At 41.2% G+C, this 19537-nt stretch carries 13 protein-coding genes; 4 read left to right on the top strand and 9 right to left on the bottom strand.

Annotated elements, in window-relative coordinates:
- Positions 1-8 precede the first annotated feature (8 nt).
- From CA267_RS01560 to CA267_RS01540, 6 genes are read right to left on the bottom strand one after another with little or no spacing between them, the layout of a single operon-like run.
- Positions 9-2561, bottom strand: coding sequence for a PglZ domain-containing protein (locus tag CA267_RS01560; protein WP_083638402.1), 2553 nt, complete (start codon positions 2559-2561; stop codon positions 9-11).
- Positions 2555-4501, bottom strand: a complete 1947-nt coding sequence (locus CA267_RS01555; RefSeq protein WP_075609100.1) for a BREX-1 system adenine-specific DNA-methyltransferase PglX — start codon at positions 4499-4501, stop codon at positions 2555-2557. Before CA267_RS01555 ends, CA267_RS01560 begins: the two co-directional genes overlap by 7 nt.
- Positions 4501-6564, bottom strand: coding sequence for an Eco57I restriction-modification methylase domain-containing protein (locus CA267_RS01550; protein WP_075609101.1), 2064 nt, complete (start codon positions 6562-6564; stop codon positions 4501-4503). Before CA267_RS01550 ends, CA267_RS01555 begins: the two co-directional genes overlap by 1 nt.
- Positions 6565-6575: 11 nt before the next feature.
- The gene (locus CA267_RS18915) at positions 6576-7298 is read right to left on the bottom strand and encodes a hypothetical protein (protein WP_217358046.1); all 723 of its coding nucleotides are present in this window, start codon (positions 7296-7298) and stop codon (positions 6576-6578) included.
- On the bottom strand, positions 7273-10128 hold the full coding sequence (gene brxC, locus CA267_RS01545; protein ID WP_217358045.1) for a BREX system P-loop protein BrxC: 2856 nt from the start codon (positions 10126-10128) through the stop codon (positions 7273-7275). Before brxC ends, CA267_RS18915 begins: the two co-directional genes overlap by 26 nt.
- Before the next feature lie 12 nt (positions 10129-10140).
- Positions 10141-10632, bottom strand: coding sequence for a BREX protein BrxB domain-containing protein (locus CA267_RS01540; protein WP_075609102.1), 492 nt, complete (start codon positions 10630-10632; stop codon positions 10141-10143).
- 8 nt (positions 10633-10640) lie between these two features.
- Here CA267_RS01540 and CA267_RS01535 point away from each other — a divergent pair, with 8 nt between their 5' ends.
- Positions 10641-11621: an IS5 family transposase gene (locus CA267_RS01535; RefSeq protein ID WP_075607115.1), complete on the top strand. Its 981-nt coding sequence runs from the start codon at positions 10641-10643 to the stop codon at positions 11619-11621.
- Positions 11622-11727: 106 nt separating this feature from the next.
- On the opposite strand, the gene CA267_RS01530 is transcribed toward CA267_RS01535, so the two are convergent.
- Genes CA267_RS01530 through CA267_RS01520 form a run of 3 tightly spaced genes read right to left on the bottom strand, consistent with a single transcriptional unit; the run spans position 11728 to position 13194 of the window.
- Positions 11728-11922, bottom strand: a complete 195-nt coding sequence (locus tag CA267_RS01530; protein WP_075609103.1) for a hypothetical protein — start codon at positions 11920-11922, stop codon at positions 11728-11730.
- Entirely contained in the window at positions 11909-12685 is a 777-nt protein-coding gene (locus tag CA267_RS01525) for a BrxA family protein (protein ID WP_075609104.1), read from the bottom strand. Before CA267_RS01525 ends, CA267_RS01530 begins: the two co-directional genes overlap by 14 nt.
- 2 nt (positions 12686-12687) lie before the next feature.
- Positions 12688-13194, bottom strand: a complete 507-nt coding sequence (locus tag CA267_RS01520; RefSeq protein ID WP_097349265.1) for a BrxE family protein — start codon at positions 13192-13194, stop codon at positions 12688-12690.
- Between the two features lie 439 nt (positions 13195-13633).
- On the opposite strand from CA267_RS01520, the gene CA267_RS01515 reads away from it, so the two are divergent.
- Genes CA267_RS01515 through CA267_RS01505 form a run of 3 tightly spaced genes read left to right on the top strand, consistent with a single transcriptional unit; the run spans position 13634 to position 19402 of the window.
- Positions 13634-16720: a helicase-related protein gene (locus tag CA267_RS01515; protein ID WP_075609106.1), complete on the top strand. Its 3087-nt coding sequence runs from the start codon at positions 13634-13636 to the stop codon at positions 16718-16720.
- A gap of 33 nt (positions 16721-16753) precedes the next feature.
- On the top strand, positions 16754-18403 hold the full coding sequence (locus CA267_RS01510; RefSeq protein ID WP_075609107.1) for a hypothetical protein: 1650 nt from the start codon (positions 16754-16756) through the stop codon (positions 18401-18403).
- 6 nt (positions 18404-18409) lie between these two features.
- Positions 18410-19402, top strand: a complete 993-nt coding sequence (locus CA267_RS01505; RefSeq protein WP_075609108.1) for a competence protein CoiA family protein — start codon at positions 18410-18412, stop codon at positions 19400-19402.
- Positions 19403-19537: the final 135 nt, after the last annotated feature.

Below are 19537 nucleotides of genomic sequence, written 5' to 3'. Positions count from 1 at the left end.
TCGCTTCCTTAAACGGCGTAGTCTGTTTCTAATTCAAGTGCATCGCCTAGTGTTGTGCTAGTTACTGGGTCGATAGCTTTTACCTTAAATTTGCCTTCAAACTCTGGGTCCATTTTCAGTGTAACTTTAATAGTCTTGTTTGGCTCAAGCGTTACCGTACCTGTGGCTGCGTTAACGTGCTCTCCGGGGCGAGCTTCACCAACTACTTTGAGGTTTTTACCTGTTCCCGTATGTGCTTCGATTAACACTTCTGTTGCCTCTAAATCGTCAGAATCACCAAACAAGTCTGCACTTAACGACTCTAATTTCAGTTCGATTACTGCAAATCGAGTGGTAATACGCGTTGCGCCTTTTTTGTAATCTAAGATAACAGATGCTGTTTGGCCCGCTCTCACGGCATTTGGTTTTAACGTTATTTCGATAACAGGTACCAGGCATTCTTGCAGTGAAAGACCGCCATGATAATACAGCATACCTTTGCGGTAAGGTGCTAGAGAGCGAGGGCCTGCAAACATTTTTATGTCAGAGTTTATACCTAACTTATCACTTGAAAGGCAGTAGTGGTGGTCGTCAATATTTCCTGAGCCAAGCAATATTCTTTGATGCTCTATCTTCCAGTTACTATCTGGTGATAACACTTTATCGCCAGCTTCTTGAGCATTGTTCATGTGGAAGCCGTGATCAGTCACTACAAATACCTTCTGAAAGCCTTGCTCTTGAAGTTTATTTACCGCTTGGCGAATCTGCTTTAACTCCCTTTGCATCATTGCAGGCGCATCTTCGGGATGGTTCTCAAAAAAGCTATCTATTTCAGTACTTCGTAGAACTAATAAGTCTGTAGTACTGGCAACAGGTTTTGTCTTGGGCAGCTTTATAAAATCTTTTAAGGGCATTTCACTGAATCGATCGCCATACAACGTTCTGAAAACACCCATACGCTGTTCTACCGAACCAACAGGCTTTCCGTTATAAAGTGCTTTAGTTTTACCATCATCCAAGCTTACCGAAAGGTTTGTGTGGGCGCCGGGTAGCAAGCTGGCCATGCCAACAGGCGTAATGGATGGCAATGTTGAAAAGGCGACGGACAGCTGAGAGTCAACATCCTCTTTGATTTGTTTATTAAGCTCGTACCCAAGCTCATAACGCAATGCGTCAATCATAAGGTAAGCAATGCGATTAGTTCCACTTTTTAAAAGAGGTGCAACTTTGCTATCAAATAGTTGAGTGTTAGCTAATACTTCAGCTGGTGGCCACCCTGATTCATTGACGAAATGCGTAAAAGGTAGTTGGACAGATTCAACTAACTTCCGATAATTTTTACGAACCAAGTCGACAACACCTGGCATTAAATTATCAGACTCTGGGCAGTCATTTACTGCTTGCTCAAATTCACGATGAAACTGGTCGGCTCTGCGTAGTGAAGATTGATAAAACTCAACCAAATCGCTTTGCTTCTTAATAAAATTTGGCAGTTCTCTGGCTAAGTCTTCACATGTTTCCAAAAGGCGTTGTGACGATTTAACCAGCTCCCAATTTAACTGACTGTCACTGTTAGAGGACCAAACAGAGTTTGAGTGTTCCGCAACTATCTGTCGGGTTATATGCCCTTCGTCATTAAGAAGGGCAGTGATAGCTTGTTTGAGGTAACACTTCTCTTCAAATGGGAAAGTATCGCGGTGACCTAGTTTCGTAATGTTGGCACACACGCTATTAAGGTTTAGTTCTTGCTCAATCTCCGTGGCGCGCTCAATGTAAAGGCTCTGGTAGTCGGTGTGCTTTCTTAAGCTATCTCCAAGTTCTTCAACAATAGGTTGAGCTGAAGTTTTAGCGACGGGAACGTCAGATAAGCTACTGGGAATGGGCTCATTCAAGTCGAATGCAAACTCACTGAATAAAACAAATCGCCATAGTTCATCTGCGATGGCAGTCCAATTTGATTGCTTAGTGCGTAAGCTTAAACCTAAAGTTGAACTAAAGAGGCTTTGCACTTCGTTATACCAACTGGTTTCTGCCGCTAACTTATTTTGGACGGCTTTATTTGCAGTCATAAATTTAAATAATAAGTTAGCCGCTCCTTCGGTATTCAATGCTGCTTGTAGGGTAGGCCAATTAACACCCCCGCCAATTGCATTGATTACTTCAAAACTAGGATTGTTGTTCTTCTCAAACAGCTCGCGTATCGCAGTAGATTGGTCCGGCTTAGCTTTTAAACATATGTCGACATACTTATCACCAGAGCGCTCAGGATCGGGAAAAACACTTCCTGCTGCTGCATACAGCGCAAAAGGGTCTTTTTGTTTGTCTTCATCTTCGATGGGGGCTGTCTTCGGCACGTATACCAACAACTGTTTACTAGACTTTAAGTTTGACAGGATATTTATTGCATGTAAGCGTGTAGCCAAGCTGCCTTCAGTAACGTCAATGACATTACAGTTTTCATTTGCCATTTCTTTGGCCAGCTGGTGATAGCGCCCCTCGCCATCGTAAATAATCAGCACACTGTTATTGGATAGGCGACTTTGAAGAATATCCGTTTTTATATACTGTCCTATACTCACCATGCACCTCCTTTTGCATTGTTAGATTGATTCGAACGATACAGTTTCAATCTGTCATCCGTGGCTATTTTTTCTTTGATGTAAGTGCGTAGTTCTGTCTCCGAAAGTGGTTTTGGTTGCCATTCCCAAACAAGCTCTTTTTTCTTACCTTTAATCACCTCTACTTCATGCCACAAATCGTCTTCAACATCGTGAGCTATTGCTAAACTTCTATCTGCATGGCATTTATTAAGCACTCTTTCAGGCCAAATAGAAAAGGCTAAGTGCGCCCAGTCATATTCGCCTTCTTGAAGCTTCTCCCAAGTTTGTTTAAGCTTCTTTTGCCATGGTCTGTTCTTAAAAAGCCGCCAAAAGGGTGATGCGTTTAATTGTATTCCATCGGCATTATTAGGGGCCCAAAACTTATTGATGGTTAAAAGCTGTTGCTTGAAGTCTTCTAACTCGCTGCTTAAGTTAATTAAAGTATCTAATGTCTTCTCATCTTTAACAGACCGACTCCTATTTGATTTCAGGCTCGAGAGCTCTAAGTTCAATTGTTCCTGTAGAGGTTCTATTTTGTCGTTTACACAGCTTACTAGTGATTGATTATCAAGGCCGTGAAAGTATAGCCAAAATGAAAAGTTATTATCATAAGAGCTCAACTGCCAATACAAAGGGGCTTGTCTTCTGCTGTCCGTGTACTTTTTAAGGTGAAGGGCAAAAAAATCATTCCTCAAGAATTTGGCTATATCAAGTCTAATATCTAGGTTTCTCTCTTCAACCTTCTGAGAAATTAATTCGGAAAGTTTATTCTCAGATATAAAAGAAACTAGATTTTTGCTTGAAATCTCTGTAGGGGCGATAGTACTAAATGGATCAACATCCTTACTACTGAACGCTCTTGACTCAACAAACCGACCAAATGAAACACCCACAAGCCAACTCAATACGTCTCTTTGCTTTTGTTCGTCGTTTGTTTTTCCATGCTTCATCGCTGTTGCTTTTTGAGCTTTAATGACCTTTCTGTCTGATTCGGTTACCTCAAACAATTCAAAGCAATAATCATCAATCTCCTGCTGTATATGGTTTAATTCTTCTAATATTTTCTCTTTACAGTAGTCACTATTCTGTTTCAATAATGAATCGGGAAGTATAAATTGTCCTGAAGTCTCATCTGTCAGATCTAAAAGCCTTACATTGTTGTAAGCTTGTGTTGCAAGGTGAGATAATTTAGTTTTGGCGTCATTACTGAGAGCTGGAATAGGTATTTTTTGAATTATGCCAACTTCATAATGTTTGCGAGTATCAGCTAATCCGAGTGACATCGAAATAAGAAATTTGAAAACTCTTGAATTCATTATTGCTAGGAATGGTGACAAATCCTCCCATGAGTCATTTTCGATAAAGAGTGTTGGTGCCATGTGGCTTATGATGCAGTTGCTGGGCAATACTCGTGCAGATAAATCACTGGTTGTTGCGTTTGGCCAAGTTAATCCAGGTTTTTTATAAAAATCTATTGCATTTATCCATCTGCTCCATTGATTTGGTTTACCGATTTTGTGATCAAGAAATGCTTTTAATTCCTTCCCATCATTAAACCAATTAATCTTTAGCTTTAGGTCTGCATAATAAGGCGAAAAGTCTCCTCCTTTTGCTAATGGGAGCCATTCTTCTGAAAGAGTTTCCCACTTCGTTCTGATAAACCGAAAATCGTCTGTAGTAGCTAGCCCTTTAGTGGCGGTTAACATAGAGTTTTCATGAGTAAGTTTTTTATAATGCGTAAACTTATTTCGTATGTGATCACTTACCCAATATGAAAAAGGAGCACTCGGCACAACTTCAAACATCGTTGGGTTAACCAGAAATGTAGACGGATTATTTTTACCGTTTCGAACGCTTTTTATATTATCTTTTAAGTGTTGCTGTTTGTCGCTTTCAAATATCAGTCGGAAAAATGTAGCCACTATTTCTTCTCCATTATATATGCAGCGGCTTCTACCATTGCATCATCCATTACTCCTAAACCCAAGTCCACGAAGTTTTCTGTCTTTGCTTGTTTCAGGACAACTTCTTCTCGCCATCCTTTAAAGCTAGCAAGAAAAAAGCAAGTTCTTGAGGTAATGGCTCCTAATTTGGCTTTTGTATTGGTTAAATCTAAGCCTCTTTCTACAAATGCGGCCAAGATGTCATTGTAGCTTAAAGGATAATTTCGTTTAGCCTCGTCTTTCCAGGTAATCGAAAACTCACCAAAAGGAGGGTTCATCAGCACAACGTCAAACCACTTTTTGCATAAGTCTATAAATGCAAAACCTTTAGCAGCATCCGAGGCAAAGAGACGCCTCTGCTCACTCATACCTGAAGAGCTATAGTTAGCATATGAAGCCAGTGCATCGAGGATTTTTTGCTCTACTTGTAACCAAAAACCTTCTTCATCAATATCAGATACATCGAAGTCATCTTCACCACGTTGTTTAGCCATTACAACAAGATCTGGGAATTGGCTTAATGCTTGGTTTTGTCGTTGCCAAACAGCTTTCGCGCTAGCAATGGCGTCTTCAATTTCTTTTTCTATTTTAAGTAGAGTCCCAGCATCACCTGCTAACTGCATTTTTTCAAAAATCACTTCAACCAATTGTCCAAGTACCGTCGGTTTCAACTGTGAAGTGAACTCTTGTAGTAACTCTTTTTCACCGGGCATTGGCTCAGCACAAACAATATTTGATTTAGTGATTTGAGGGCGGAGTTGAGGTTTTACGCTTGCTTTTTGCCAACTGTTGTGGGCACGTTGCCATAGTGACATACCCGCGACTTGTGCTGCGCGCGGGTCGATATCGACGCCATGTATGTTGTTTTCAATAATCAACCTAGGAACATGCTTCAAGAACTCCGCTTTATCTGAATAAGTTTGAGTTAGTGGCGCATGGTTGGATTCACGCTCAAATGCCTCTGCTCCTTGTTTTAATTCAATGTCCCAAGCTTCACTATATATTAGTTCGAATAAGTCAAAACAATATAAGCCAAAGTGCATTGAACCGCAGGCAGGGTCAAGCATTCTGATATCACGAGGGTCTTTTAAATCTCGATGTTCAATATAAACCGTTTGTTTTAATAGTTCTTCTTGGCTTAAACCTTCGGTTGATTCCTGTTCAGGAGCTTCTTCACCTTGTTTTAAGAAGATTTCATAGGGGCGTCTAACTAAATACTCACATGCTTTGACTAATTTAGTCTGGCCTTTAGTCATTTCATACCAAATACGACCAAGCGTATTGTCGGTCAAGAACTCAACAACATAGCGCGGCGTAAAAAACTGGTTACGAACAGCGAGTTCACGGCTATTACGTGGTGCTTGTGAAGCATCACGCATCTTTTTACGTTCTTCCTGCGAGTTAAAGTATTGATATATCCAGCCAATGGTTTCATCTTCAGCCCATAATGATGCGATTTCTTCTTGGTTGATGAGGCCCAGTAGCTCTAGCAACACAGGTGAAGAGGGGAACAAGCGACCTTGAGCTGAGAAACGATCAAAAAGAACAGAAAGGTCTAGCGCGAATTCGTCAAATATACTGAATAAGTAATGAACATAAGACTCGCCTGTTTCACCTAGGCTGTTGCCCGCTAAGCGATGAAACAGTTGAAAACCTTTTGAGTCGTAGCCTTTGCTCAGTGACTCGGTTAAAAAACCTCGAGCCTCGCTCATTCTGAGGGCAGCTAAGCGGTTTAGTACTGTAAATGCTTGCTCACGAACAATTCTATCTAGCGCTGCGATGCGGTTTTGCTTTTCCTTGCTCTTACCGTTTTCATGATCGTTTGCTGCCAAATAGTGTTCGAAAGTGTCACGTAATAATCGAGCAGTTTCTTGCTGATGTGGTGACAGCCCAGATAAGGCGTCTAAATCAGCCACCTCGCCGCTAATAGGGTTCATCCCATATATTGATTGCAGCTGGCGAGTAAACTCATCTGATAAGAGAGCTCTTGAATCAGCCACGAAGCGGTTCAGCCTGTTCCGTGTAGTTTGGTCAAATGCCATGTTCTATCCCTCTAACTCTCAAAATTCAGGTTAATTTCAATTTCACTATTAAGCTCTAGGTCACCCTTAAGCTGCTGCAATTTTTGAATTAACTGCTCTAATTCCGCTTTTTGAGTCACTCGTTTGGGTATAGTCACATTACGTTCAATCTTTTGGTTAGCTTTACCCTCTGCCTCGTATTTTGCCTTTTCTTCAGCGATGCGCTGCACTCGCTTTTCTTGAGCTTTGCGAGAAACTGATACATTAACATCTTTTAGTTTCTGACCTATGTTGAATTCTTGAGCAACCAGCGCGTTTAACCCCGATATATCGTAACTAACGGTTAATGCCATTGAGTCAAATTGACCTAGCTCTTGGTCTTTTTCTTCAATTGTCAGTTCGTTCCAGTCAATATGGTTTGTTACTTCTATTTGCGCTTGCTTAATACTTTTTTCTTGTTGTAATTGTAGTTCTTTAACGCTGTTTGAAATTAGCGTTTGAAGGCTTGTTAGTGATGAGTTGAAGTCAGCGCTATATTGATAGAAGTCCTGCCTTTGTAGTTTTTCCTGATATGTCGATATTTCCTCAGCGGCGTTATGACGTAATTGGCCTGGGATCCCAGAAGTTGGCAGCGAATCTATAGAGGCAATTAATTCATCCAAGCTTTTTAACGTTTTGTCCAACCCTTGCTTAAAGGCTAGTTGGACTGCCGATGCCCACTGCAATGAGCTAAAAACTTTTCGCTTTATCTTCACCAGGAATGTTTAAGTTTTTGAGGTCCGACGCTAATGAACCAAACTCATGCTGTGCTTTGTTGAAATATTTAACAGCCGCTTTACTAATATCATCCTCTAGTGGAAAGACAGTATCGCCCGTTAGTTCCGTAAGTCGCTCAGAAGCTAACAAACACATCTCCTGTGATGGTCTGTCGTCGCGTAAATTCACACCAACGGTTTTAAAGGTATTGTTGGTTTTTATTGCTTCAATTGCTTTTTGACCTGAGCTGGTTAGTTCTTGCCCAGCAACTTTGAATTTCACTAAACCACCAACAAACATAGCAGAAACTAAATAGCGAAGCGTATCTTGCGACCAACCGAAGCGAGGACGAGAAAAATAGTCTGAAAGTGTTTTACCGTCGATGCCACCGCGGCTGTCGATATAGTCTTTTATGCTAATAATTGCCTGGTGGCTTTCATTTATTGAATAGCTTCCTCCGTCTTTGACCACAAGCGATAGTGGATCAACTTCGGACGTAATAAGAGACAAGTTATCAGCTCGCATAAATTTTTCGGCGATATTAGTGTTAACTTGCACAGGTGCTTCTTGATAGCGGTCAAATACTTTTTTTGCGGCACCAGTAAGGTGTTTCTTACACGCTTCTAGTAGCTTTTGGTCGTAACTTTCGACTGCTGTAGCATTGCCCGCAAAAATAAATTCTCCATTAACAAGGCTACGTGTAAGCTTGGTTTCTATTTGCCCAATAAGGTTTGCTGCTCTGTCTTGCTGTGTTTTGCAGTAATCTTTTATTTCTTTTTCTGTTTCTTGGCGATACCTGTGTGCTATTTCATCACAGCGATATGCTTCATTAACTAATTCATCGATATCCTGTGACGTTCTGGCAACCAGATAAATCTCGTTAGGGGTGTAGCGAGATGCATCAACTAAACGTGTTCTTGCAACATCAAACTCAGTAGCGGCTACAAATTCAATAACTGTCTGAATGGGATTTTTATCACCATTTAGCGATGATGTGTGCCCAGACTCATTCGTATACTTTATACCTGTCTGAACTGCTCTAGAGCCATTTAGGCTTACGCTTGGAAGTGGGCTCATTACTTCTTTTATAGCGTTACTCATAATTTTACGAAGTTCTATCGATGGCAAGCGTAACTGATGACGTTCTTGTTCAATATCGTTCAACTTTTCGCTAAAGAAGGTTAGCTCTCCGTCTTTTTCTGCCAAGGGAACTTTCGGGTCGCTAATAAGATCTTCTATTGCCTGGTTTATGGCATCTTTTCGAGATTGTGCCGTTACTTCTCCATGCATTAGTGCTGCAACGTTGTGTCGTGTTATCGGCAAATTGTTTAGTATTTCAAGCAGAGCCACCGTTTTTGCGACGCCTTGATGATCTTTCGAGTCGTACCAATTTGACTGATATAATCTACCAACCGCTTTGTGTTTAGTGGCAAAAGCTGCACCAATATCTTTTTCCAGAGCATCGTAAAGGGTAACCGATGTGGCCAACCAACCTACATTTTGATCGGCTATTGGGGCCTGGTCTTCATTGCCTTCTACTAAAACATCATGAATAACTTTAATTGCCGAGCGAAGACCTATACCACCAGTAGATTTGGCTAGAACGCCAAGTAAGTTGAGCAGCAACTCAAAGTGCGCAGGTAAAAACGGATACAAATTAACAAAAGACTTTTCGTCTACATCAGCTTCGTAGAACTTATTGCCCTCAAGCTTGGTAGCATGACGTAAAGATTGTCCGTTGCTTTCAAATAGTGCGCGTAAGTTGCTTTCACCTTCCGAGGATTTACCGAGCAACCTGAGATAACAAATCTCTTTGATGTCGCTAGATTTTAAGCGGATATCAATTGGGAATCTGTCTATCAGTTTGTAAAGCTCTGGTGAGTTGAGCGCAGCACTCTTGTCATCTTCTGCAAGTGTTTGTTGTGCTGTACCGAAAATCCAGACTTTGCCTTTACCCAACTGTTTAGTAATTTGCGCAAATCCTTGCAGCTTAAAAATAAGCTTTTCACGAGGGCCAACATAGTTACCAATCTCATCAAAGATGAAAATACAGTACTCTTTGCTGCTGGTTTCACGCACTATATCTATTATTTCTTGTGCTTGTTGTTCTACGGTAAAGACGATTTCTTCATGGTCTGTCTTGAAGCTGTCAGAATGTGGCCAGAATTTAGGGTACATCTGATGAGCAAGCTCGGGAATGATAAAATCTACAACAGACGGATCGTCTTGATATGATTGCCAGGTTTCTCCCTCTAACATTTCTGAGAAGAGCTTTTCGAATTCTTCGTAACGTCCGTCTTTTTTGAGCCTTCTTTCGAAAGAGGCTACTTTTAAATTACGAGAATAGCCTGCCCACTTTAGAACCTTGTTGTACAGTACAGTAGCGACATCTTCCATAGATGCACCAGCCGACTGTTCACTGGCTAAATCGACCATAACGACAGAAGCAGGAAATTTTTTTGCCACTGTGTTAAGTAGTGCCTTTGTTCTGGCGTCGCGAATTCGATCAGAGAAGTGTTGTAGAAATGGTGTGCCATCAATTGTGATGCGGTCGTCTAATGCCATTCCTATGTATTTCGAAAGCGATGATTTACCTGAGCCATAGAAACCGGAAACCCAAACACCAATTTCGTTTTCATCGTTTGAGTTCATTGCTGTTTGCATTCGCTCTAGCAATTCGTGCATGCTTTCACAAAGATGGTCTGTAACTACATATTCTGAAATCTCTGCCTTCAGATTCTTTTCTTCATTACTGCCGTAGGTAATTACTTTTTCAATTCGGCGATCTAACCCTTTTGTTCCGTCAAATAGTGATCTTATGTTTGTCATGATTTACTCCTGTTAACCGCCAACATGTAATGAACGATAATTTCCATCTTCTGGATAAAAACCTAAAAACTTTAGTCTAGTTTTCCCCGTTCTTACGCCGGGGTACAAAAATACAGTAGGCACATTGAATTTACCTTGAAGCCCAGATTCGATAGATCCTATTCTCATGTAAGGATGAAGTGCTTCTAAGTCAGTTACTAAGATAAGCGAGTTAGGGTCTTTTTCCGCTTCTAAAAGGAAACTCTCGAATACTTCTTTTAAGCCTTCGCCCTCTTTTGTTAAGTTATTTGTTATTGACTGTGTAACCTTGTTGAAGTTGAGAGGGTCTTTTTTGTCAGCAGTTTCCCACATTTTCCTAACTACTGGATTTATCTTGTTTAAGAGCACGCTTATTTGTTGTGCTATAGAGAATTCTTTTACATTCCAGCCTTCGGACTTTAATTTAGGGAAGATGCGAATAAGTCCTGAATGTGAGATCATAGCTGCATAGTAAATCACAGCCATTACCGCCCATGAGCCAACAGTTAACTTTTGCCGATAGTGAGTTTTCCAGCAAACGTCGCCAGACGAGAAAAGAGATTTTCTTATCCAGAATGGATAACCTGCTGCCGTGGTCTCAACTGCTGGAAGTGATTGAACCCTTTTATCCTAAAGCAGGCAATGGCAGACGTCCGTATGCGCTTGAGACCATGTTTCGCATTCATTGTATGCAGCAATGGTATAGCCTCGGTGATGAAGCGATGGAAGATGCGTTATATGAAATTGCTTCGATGCGTCAATTTGCGCAACTATCACTGGATAAAGCCATTCCTGACCGCACAACCATTATGAACTTCCGGCACTTGCTGGAAAAACACAAGCTGACTCGCCAATTATTCAAAACGGTCAATCAATGGCTGTCTGACTGCGGTGTGATGATGACGCAGGGCACACTGGTGGATGCCACGATTATTGAAGCCCCCAGCTCCACTAAAAACAAAAAGAATGAACGTGACTCGGATATGCATCAGACCAAGAAAGGTAATGAGTGGCACTTCGGTATGAAAGCCCATATCGGTGTGGATGCCAAGAGCGGTCTGACTCATACGCTGGTGACCACCGCCGCCAACGAACATGACCTGAATCAGATGAAGAACCTGTTGCATGGCGATGAGGAATTCATCTCTGGCGATGCTGGATATCAAGGCGCAGAGAAGCGTGAAGAACTTAAAGAAAAGGATGTGGAATGGCTGATTGCTGAGCGTCCCGGAAAAGTTCGGGCACTGAAAAAGCATCCCCGCAAAAACAAAACTGCCATCAACATCGAATATTTAAAAGCCAGCATTCGGGCGAAGGTGGAACACCCGTTTCGCATCATCAAATGCCAATTTGGTTTTATCAAAGCTCGCTATAAGGGATTGATAAAGAATGACTCACAGTTAGCCATGCTATTCACCTTGGCGAACCTGTTTAAAGTAGACCAGATGTTACGACGACAGCCAAGATCTGTCTAAAATCCGAGAATAGCCCGGAATAAGGCCAAAATCCTGCCTAAAACAACGGCATATTGGCCTAAATTGCAAAATTAGAGTTTAAAAATTAGGCAGGTGATGCTGCGGCTTAACTAAGCGTTAAACTGCGGGACTTATTCGCAGTTTCCTTAGCAAGCCATGCTGTTTTCTGTCGTTTAACTGCAACAATCTCTTCAGGCGAAAAGACCAAGTAGTAGATGGGCTCAAAGCTTGCGTGGGTAAATTCTCTACCTTGTTTAATCTTTGCTACTAATTCATCAAAATTCGATTTAAGCAATGACATCTATAACTTCCTCCATGTTGTTATAAGCCCAACTTATCTGGACCACATCCCCGGCTGCTTGAATTATCCAGTATCTATTTACCGCTAGAGCTTTTAACTCCTCCCTTACATCATCATTTGTTAAACCAAATAATTGCCAATCTGGGTGATTTATAACAGCGTTGTCACCCAGTCCAGAAAAGTGTAGTTCGTATGCCAAGTAAACTTTTATTTTGTCAGAAACGCGTGGTGGCGTTAATTTTCTCTCTTTTCTTGTTGTGCCTTCCAAAAAGCCATAATCGGCTAAGCACCCAAGAATGTAAGAAGACACTCTTTTAATAGTGGTTTCAGACCAAGGCTTTTTCATCTTGCCTTCTTGTAAGCCTTGCTCTATGAATTCCTTAGCGTGTTCAATATCAATACTCTGGTAGCCAGAAGCGTATTTTTGCCAATAAACAGCTTTCACAAATTCCGACAATATATAGTTAGAGCGTGATGTATAGAGGTAAAATATTTGACTAAGTTCGGTTGATGAAAGCACATCAAGCAATGATTTTACCCGATGAGCTACTTCTTCGTTTCTTAAGTACCTTGGGTAGAAGCACTCTGCGACGATGTTTCGAAGCCTACGCGCTGTTACGTTAGGAAATGAGCCTGATTCAAGTGCGACATCGCAAAGTTGCTGTGTGTTCATACCTGGAGCCCATAGCTCGAACAAACCTTTTGTCTCTTCTTTTAAGCCAAGTCCAGCCTGTAATTGAGTTGTATAATACTGCTCGGGCATTGTTAGATATTACTCTGGAAATATGGGAATGCTTTGTTATTTTCACTGAAAGCTTGCGAATAAGCACAGGCTACTTTCGCCGCTACGCGGTCAAGTTTATCAATTTGTGTTTCACCAATATTGATAGGTCCTTCACCTGATATGCTTGCGCCACCTGAAAGTTCTGTTAGTCGGTCTGTTGCGCTAGCCTTTGAGGATAAATGTGTTTCAGTTATATCTTTACCAAGCATTTTGAACTCTTCGAGCATCGCTTTTTCAATGTGCTCTGGTAATCGAAATAAATGAAACGACTTGCCTATACCTATTGCTTCGTCATGAACTTTTGCCGCAGCCGCCGAGAAAGCCATATATTGAGAAACTTGCGCCGTTCGGGGAAAAGTAAATTCAAGCATTTTTTGCGTTGTAGGGGCTAGAAAATTGGATGGCCACCAGTTGTATTGCGATTTCTCACCTAGGTAGCCAACTATGATTCTCAGTTCGACAAGTGTTTTTATAATCAGTTTGTCCATTAACATAACGTCCTGTTTAAATTTGCTCGTAGTTGCCTAGCATTATGTTGAATCTTTACTATCAATCTACTGTTATTTCAATAAACTTGCGCTTAAACACTCAGTAACAAAGAGTATTGGTTTCAAGAATTAATGCTGGGCGGGCAAAACCGATTTTGTAAGTCGTGTCTTTTTTAGCCTTGTTCATTGAAGCCTTTGATAACAAGAAGATGAATGTTTAGCGTATTGTTTTTATAACACGATAATATATCACGCCCTCACATGAACTACTAAAAAGTGTGAATGATTGGCTAGCGATTAACCATAGGCTCGTTCCTTTAAATTTCTTATCGAAAAATAAGTAAATAGAACTATAAGGTGCTTGCAAAGTTGACCGCACGGTATAATCTTGTTTACTGTGCAAGAATATCTAATAGGTTAAGTAAATCTGAGGTTTAGCATGTCAAATGGATTTGAAGCCGGCGTCCAGGTTCGATTAATTAGCGATCCTGGCCGGGAGGGTATTCTCTCTGGCCAAACGCGTGATAGGCGTGGTGTTAAGATGCACTTTGTGCACTTTCCTGATTCACCAACGTGGTTACGCGAAGAAGCGCTTGAACTACTGGATAGTGCTACTAATAATACCGTGTCCATGCTTGAAAAAAAGCAATTTGGCAGGTTAGCTGATTACCGCAGAAACCTTACCTCTATTCAATTGTCAGGCAAGCTGGCAAATCTTATTTATTCCATGAATACAACGAATACGGAGTTTTATGCTTACCAGTATAAACCTGTTTTGTCGTTCCTAGACTCTCCATCAAAAGGTATTTTAATTGCTGACGAAGTGGGGTTGGGTAAGACCATAGAGGCTGGCTTGATATGGACCGAGCTTAGGGCAAGGTATGACACACGGCGACTTCTGATTGTCTGCCCTGCCATGTTACGCGAAAAGTGGAAAGATGAGCTAGCGTACCGTTTCGGCATAGAGGCTAAACTATTAAACGCTGATGAGTTAGCAAAAGAACTCTCAAGAGACAGACATTCAATACCACCTGGCCAGGCGATTGTGTGTAGCTACGATGGTATTCGACCTCCTCGCGCAAGTGGGAAAGCACAAGGCGTTGAAAGGGGCGCAAACAAGCTTTCGACATTACTGGAAACAATGAGCGGTGAAGAGCCTCTTATCGATTTAGTAATATTTGATGAAGCCCATAAAATGCGAAACCCAGAAAGCGCGACAGCCAAGCTAGGGCGGCTACTTCGGGATGTGAGTGATAAATTAATATTACTTTCTGCTACGCCCATAAATTTGCATAGCAACGACCTTTATCATCTTCTGAATATCGCAGATGAAGACACCTTTAGCGATGAAAATATATTCCCAGCAGTGTTAGACGCTAACGAACCTCTTATTCGTGCTCGTAATACAATATTAGATAGGCGTAAGCCATGGCGCGAGACACAAGAAATTCTGATGGGCGCGCAATTTGATCCGTTGCTAAGTGAAAGTCAGCAGTTAGCAAATTTGGTGAGTGAAAAGATTAATGAAGATTCATTGGACGATGCTGAGCGTATTAGAATTGCTGACAAGATTGAGCGTTGTAATCTCTTATCAAAGGTAGTGACTAGAACAAGAAAAAGAGATGTAAAAGAGCTCAGGGTTATTCGTGAAGCCGTAGCCCCACAAATTGACATGACCGAGCAGGAACAAGACCTGTATTTGAAAGTGACTAATGTTGTAAGGCAGCACGCGCAAGATTTAGATATCAGTGAAGGCTTCTTGCTTGCCACACCTCAACGACAATTATCTAGCTCAATGTATGCTGCTGTAAGATCTTGGCAAAAACGTTCGATGTCTTTCAAAGAGTCTGCGTACGAAGACTTAGGTATTGAGGTAGAGGAAGAAGAACGTGGCACTTTGTTAGAAACGATTATTGAAGAAGTGTTGCCAGAGGTGGATTCAAAGTTACTTCGTGATAATGACAGTAAATTTGATGCCTTTTTGAATGTGGTTTCGCAATACTTTAATGATTTTCCATCCGAAAAAATTATCGTTTTTTCTTATTTCCGGGAAACTCTTAGGTATCTTTCAGATCGATTGAGCGAGTTAGGTTTTTGCAATGAAGTTTTAATGGGGGGAATGAAAGAATCGAAGCAAAGCATTTTAAATCGCTTTAAAGAGAACCCTGAGTGTAAAATTTTGCTCGCCTCCGAGGTTGCCAGTGAAGGTGTCGATCTTCAGTTTTGCCAAATGTTGATCAACTACGATTTACCTTGGAACCCCATGAAGATAGAGCAGCGAATTGGTCGTATTGACCGTCATGGGCAAAAAGCAGAAAAGATAAAGATATTCAACTTTTGCTACGACAATACCATTGACCAAAGAATTTATGAGCGGCTGTTTCAGCGACTCGATATCTTTCAACGAGCCCTTGGTGATATGGAAGCCATACTGGGTGAACAAATATCACAGTTAACCAGAGAACTCTTCTCATTTAAGTTAACGCCTGAGCAAGAAGAGGCGAGAATAGAGCAGACCTCACAAGCTATTGAAAGGCTTCGCGCTGAAGAAAATGCATTGGAAGAACAGGCTTCGAATCTTATTGCACACAGTGGTCATATATTAAATACGGTTAAAGCAGCACATGAATTTAGTAAGCGGATCACCGAGGCAGACCTTGTCATTTACGTTAAGGACTACTTGGAAAAGCATGTAAAGGGCTTTCAGTTTATCTGCGAAGACGAGAACACCAACGAATACAAAATTAAATTACCTGGTGATGTAAGTGCAGAATTAGAGCAGTTTATTCAAAAACGCAAATTACATGGTTTAACAAACTTGAGTAGCGGCCATGTGGTCACCTGCGTTTTTAATAATAACGTTGTAGCACCTACGGGCAAAAAAGAAGGTATTAACCAAACTCACCCCTTTATTCAATTTATTAGCTTCAAACTTAAAGAGCTCAAAGAGTCGTTTGTGCCTTTAGTTGCGCTTCGTGTTGATGCTGAAGAATTACCTGGAGTACCGGTAGGTGAGTATGTTGCTTCGATAAAGCGTTTCAATTTTGAAGGGTTGCGAATAGAAGAGTCTTTAGTTTCTCGAATTGTTAGGGTTGAAGACGAAAAGCTGCTTAATTCAGAACAATCACAAGAAATTACTAACTTACTGCGTTTTAAAGGTAAAGACTGGCTTGAAGCAAGAGCTGAAATTGATGTCGCGCATTTCCAACAGGCTTTTGACTTATGCGATGAGTTGCTAGACGACGACTTTGAACGCGAAGAAAAGGCTAAAACCGCAGAGAACGAAGACAGAGTTAACTTACAAATAACGACCGCTAAAAAACACTTTGAAAGACAAATTGCCAGTTTAAAAGAAGTGCTTTCGCGACATGAATACAATAACCGTATAGGGCTAGTTAAAGCGACCGAGGGGCGTATTAAGAAGGCGCAAGAGAGGTATGACAAGCGGCTTTCTGAGTTAAAAGCGAATAAGTCGTTAAACACTTATCATGAAGACGTATGCCACATAGCTTTGAGCGTGATTTAGAAAATTAGTTTTACAGTTATACAAGGAAGTAACATGAAAAAGACATGGCAAGATGACCTGGAAGAGTGGAAAAAAAGCGGTGTGTTTCCAAGTGTCAAAAAAGATAGCGTTGAGGTTAAAGTTAAGAAGCGGAAAACGTTGGATTCTTCAAGTGAAGCTAACGTAGTTAAAAACAAAGATAGAGCTAGCCGCATCAGCACCAAAGAGCCTAATAGACAAGCGCGACGCAGGAAGCAGCATCCAAAAAGGAAAAAGCAAAAGGCGCAATACAAAAACGAGCCTCTTGACCTGATCGGTCCAGCTGTCTCTGCAGTTAAGTCTGGTACTGTTTTAAAAGTCACACCTAAAAAGATTGAAGTAGCTGAATTTAGTGAACAACATAAGCCCGATAGAAATGGCTTAGAGCGCTTTGAAATTAATGAGGCGAGCATAGAATCTGTAAATTGGGTCGCTGATGACAAGTTTACAGGAAGAGACGCTGACTTCTTTATTGGGCTAGACTTTGGTACCGCTTTTACAAAAGTTGTGATAGGCGTTGAAGGCACCTCTTACGTAATCAAACTATCTCCGAACGACGGGTTACAACCCTCATCTATTTTTATCGCTTCTGATGGAAGGTGTTCACTTCGTCAGAAGACTGGGTACACTTTATACACAGATTTAAAACTACCCATTCTTACCAAAAACGCAGCAGAAGAAGACTACGGTTTGGTAATAGCATTTCTTGCGTTGATCTTTATTGAATGCAGGCAGTGGTATTCAACATCCCACCTTACAGACTTAATCCCTGACTGGTTTGTAAATGCGGGACTACCTACACAATCTTATGAAGATGAGCGATTGAAGGCTGAATATTGCAGACTCATCAAGGCTGCATGGGCGCTGAGTTATTGCGACGTCGTTTCGTATCAGGCGGCTATTATTCTTTTCCGTTCAATAAGTGGAAAGTACGTTCCTGAATACGCATATTTCGATGAAGAACGAATCAACTGTTTTCCTGAATTTGTAGCTCAAATAACTGGGTATGTGCGTTCGCCTAGACGCCGCATGCACTCACATCTTATTGCTGATGTTGGAGCAGGGACATTAGATGTTTCCTTATTTACTGTTAAAGAGAATTCTGGCGATTGGCTTTTCAGAGTGCATGACAGAAGTGTTGAAACCTTAGGTGCTGACTTTTTAAATAAGCATCGCGGCCTACATATTGAGGCCGCGAAGAATATTGAAACGTATAAATTTACGACGCCAGGTACATTAGCCAACTCGCTCAAAATCCCTCTAGAAAAGTTAATTAGCGTTGATGAACCTTTTGAAGCAAAAGTAAACAATTCCTATGCAACAAGGATTGGTGCACTTGGCGTGCCTGCAAGCAAAATAGCAGAAAATATCGTTATTTTTGTTTGCGGGGGAGGAAGTTCAGATTACCTTTACAGCAAAGCGATGGAGCCAATACAGGGACACTATAAAACTGAAATCGTCCAAATTCCTAAACCAGACAGGTTGATGAGCGACTTTAACTTAGATGAAGATTACCATCGCTACTCCGTTGCTTATGGTTTATCTCATGATCACTTTGATATTGGTGCGTGCATTCAACAACATATTGAATCACTAGAGCCTGCCAATATTAGCAAAATCGAAACACAAGGTAGAAAAAATAGGGAGGAGCTCTATAAGAGCTAATAGGGTATGGAAAGTAAATTAAAAGTGCCCTATGGATTAGATACTTCCGGCCAACTAGTTTCTGCAGATCTAGCTGAGAAAGATAAAACCTACTTTTGTCCTAACTGTAATTCACAGTTAGTGCGACGGGCTGGCGAAGTAAAAGTAAAGCACTTTGCGCATCCGTCGACAGCGAACTGCAGTCAGGAGTCTATCCTGCATATCACGGCTAAGAATCTTATAGAGTCTGTCATACGCTCAAATTCATTATCGCAGATAGAAATTACTCTTCATAGCGACTGTTATCAGTGTGGTGTTGAATTCAATACTACTCTGCCTTTTGGAACCTTCACCAGTGCCGCACAGGAAGTTACGGTCGCAAGCTATGTTTGTGATGTTGTTGGATATCGAATTGGAGGAAACTCGCTTGGTATTGAAATTTTTCATACTCATGAAGTCGACGGTGAGAAGGCTGCTAATTTGCCTATACCATGGATAGAGCTAAAAGCAGAAGACGTTATTAACGATCCTCATCACTGGAAACCGACGCAAAGGAAGCTTAAACCGTCATTTTGTTCGAAGTGCAGAAGTAACATAAAGCTTGTTCAATCTGTAGCTAATAGGTGGAATATCGATAGCACTCTCTATACTCCTATAAAAAACGCATTTTTAGCAAACTACGTCGCCGACGTTGAAACTTGTTTCAGGTGCAAGGAAGTTGTGCCGGTATTTTGGTGGATGGGCGTACCTTTTTGCGAACAAGAACCACCGCACCCTAGGCCTAAAACTATCAAGTACCGCAACTCTAAAAAGTACGGCGGCTCATACTGGGCAAATACATGTGCAAACTGCAATATGATTCAGGGCGACAATTATCTCTTTTTGTTTGACGATGCGCCTTTCAAAAATATGCCGGTATCGGAGAGTGAGAGAGAACAGGACGGTGGGCTTGTTAAAGTTGCTACTGGAGATGAAGCGATATCAGAGATGATGAAGGTTATTAAGCGTAACTTCTCGTGATACTAACGATCCTCATGCGAATTGCCTTAACTGATTCCCAGGCTCTACGCACTTTACAAAATACTGTCAGTATTGCCTGATAGAGATAGGATGTTAAATGTTTGTGACTGTTTTCATGGATTGGTGATGAGTATA

Origin of the sequence: Alteromonas pelagimontana (genome assembly GCF_002499975.2) — a bacterium.
Lineage (GTDB): Bacteria > Pseudomonadota > Gammaproteobacteria > Enterobacterales > Alteromonadaceae > Alteromonas > Alteromonas pelagimontana.
This window is presented reverse-complemented; position numbering and strand designations above follow the sequence as displayed.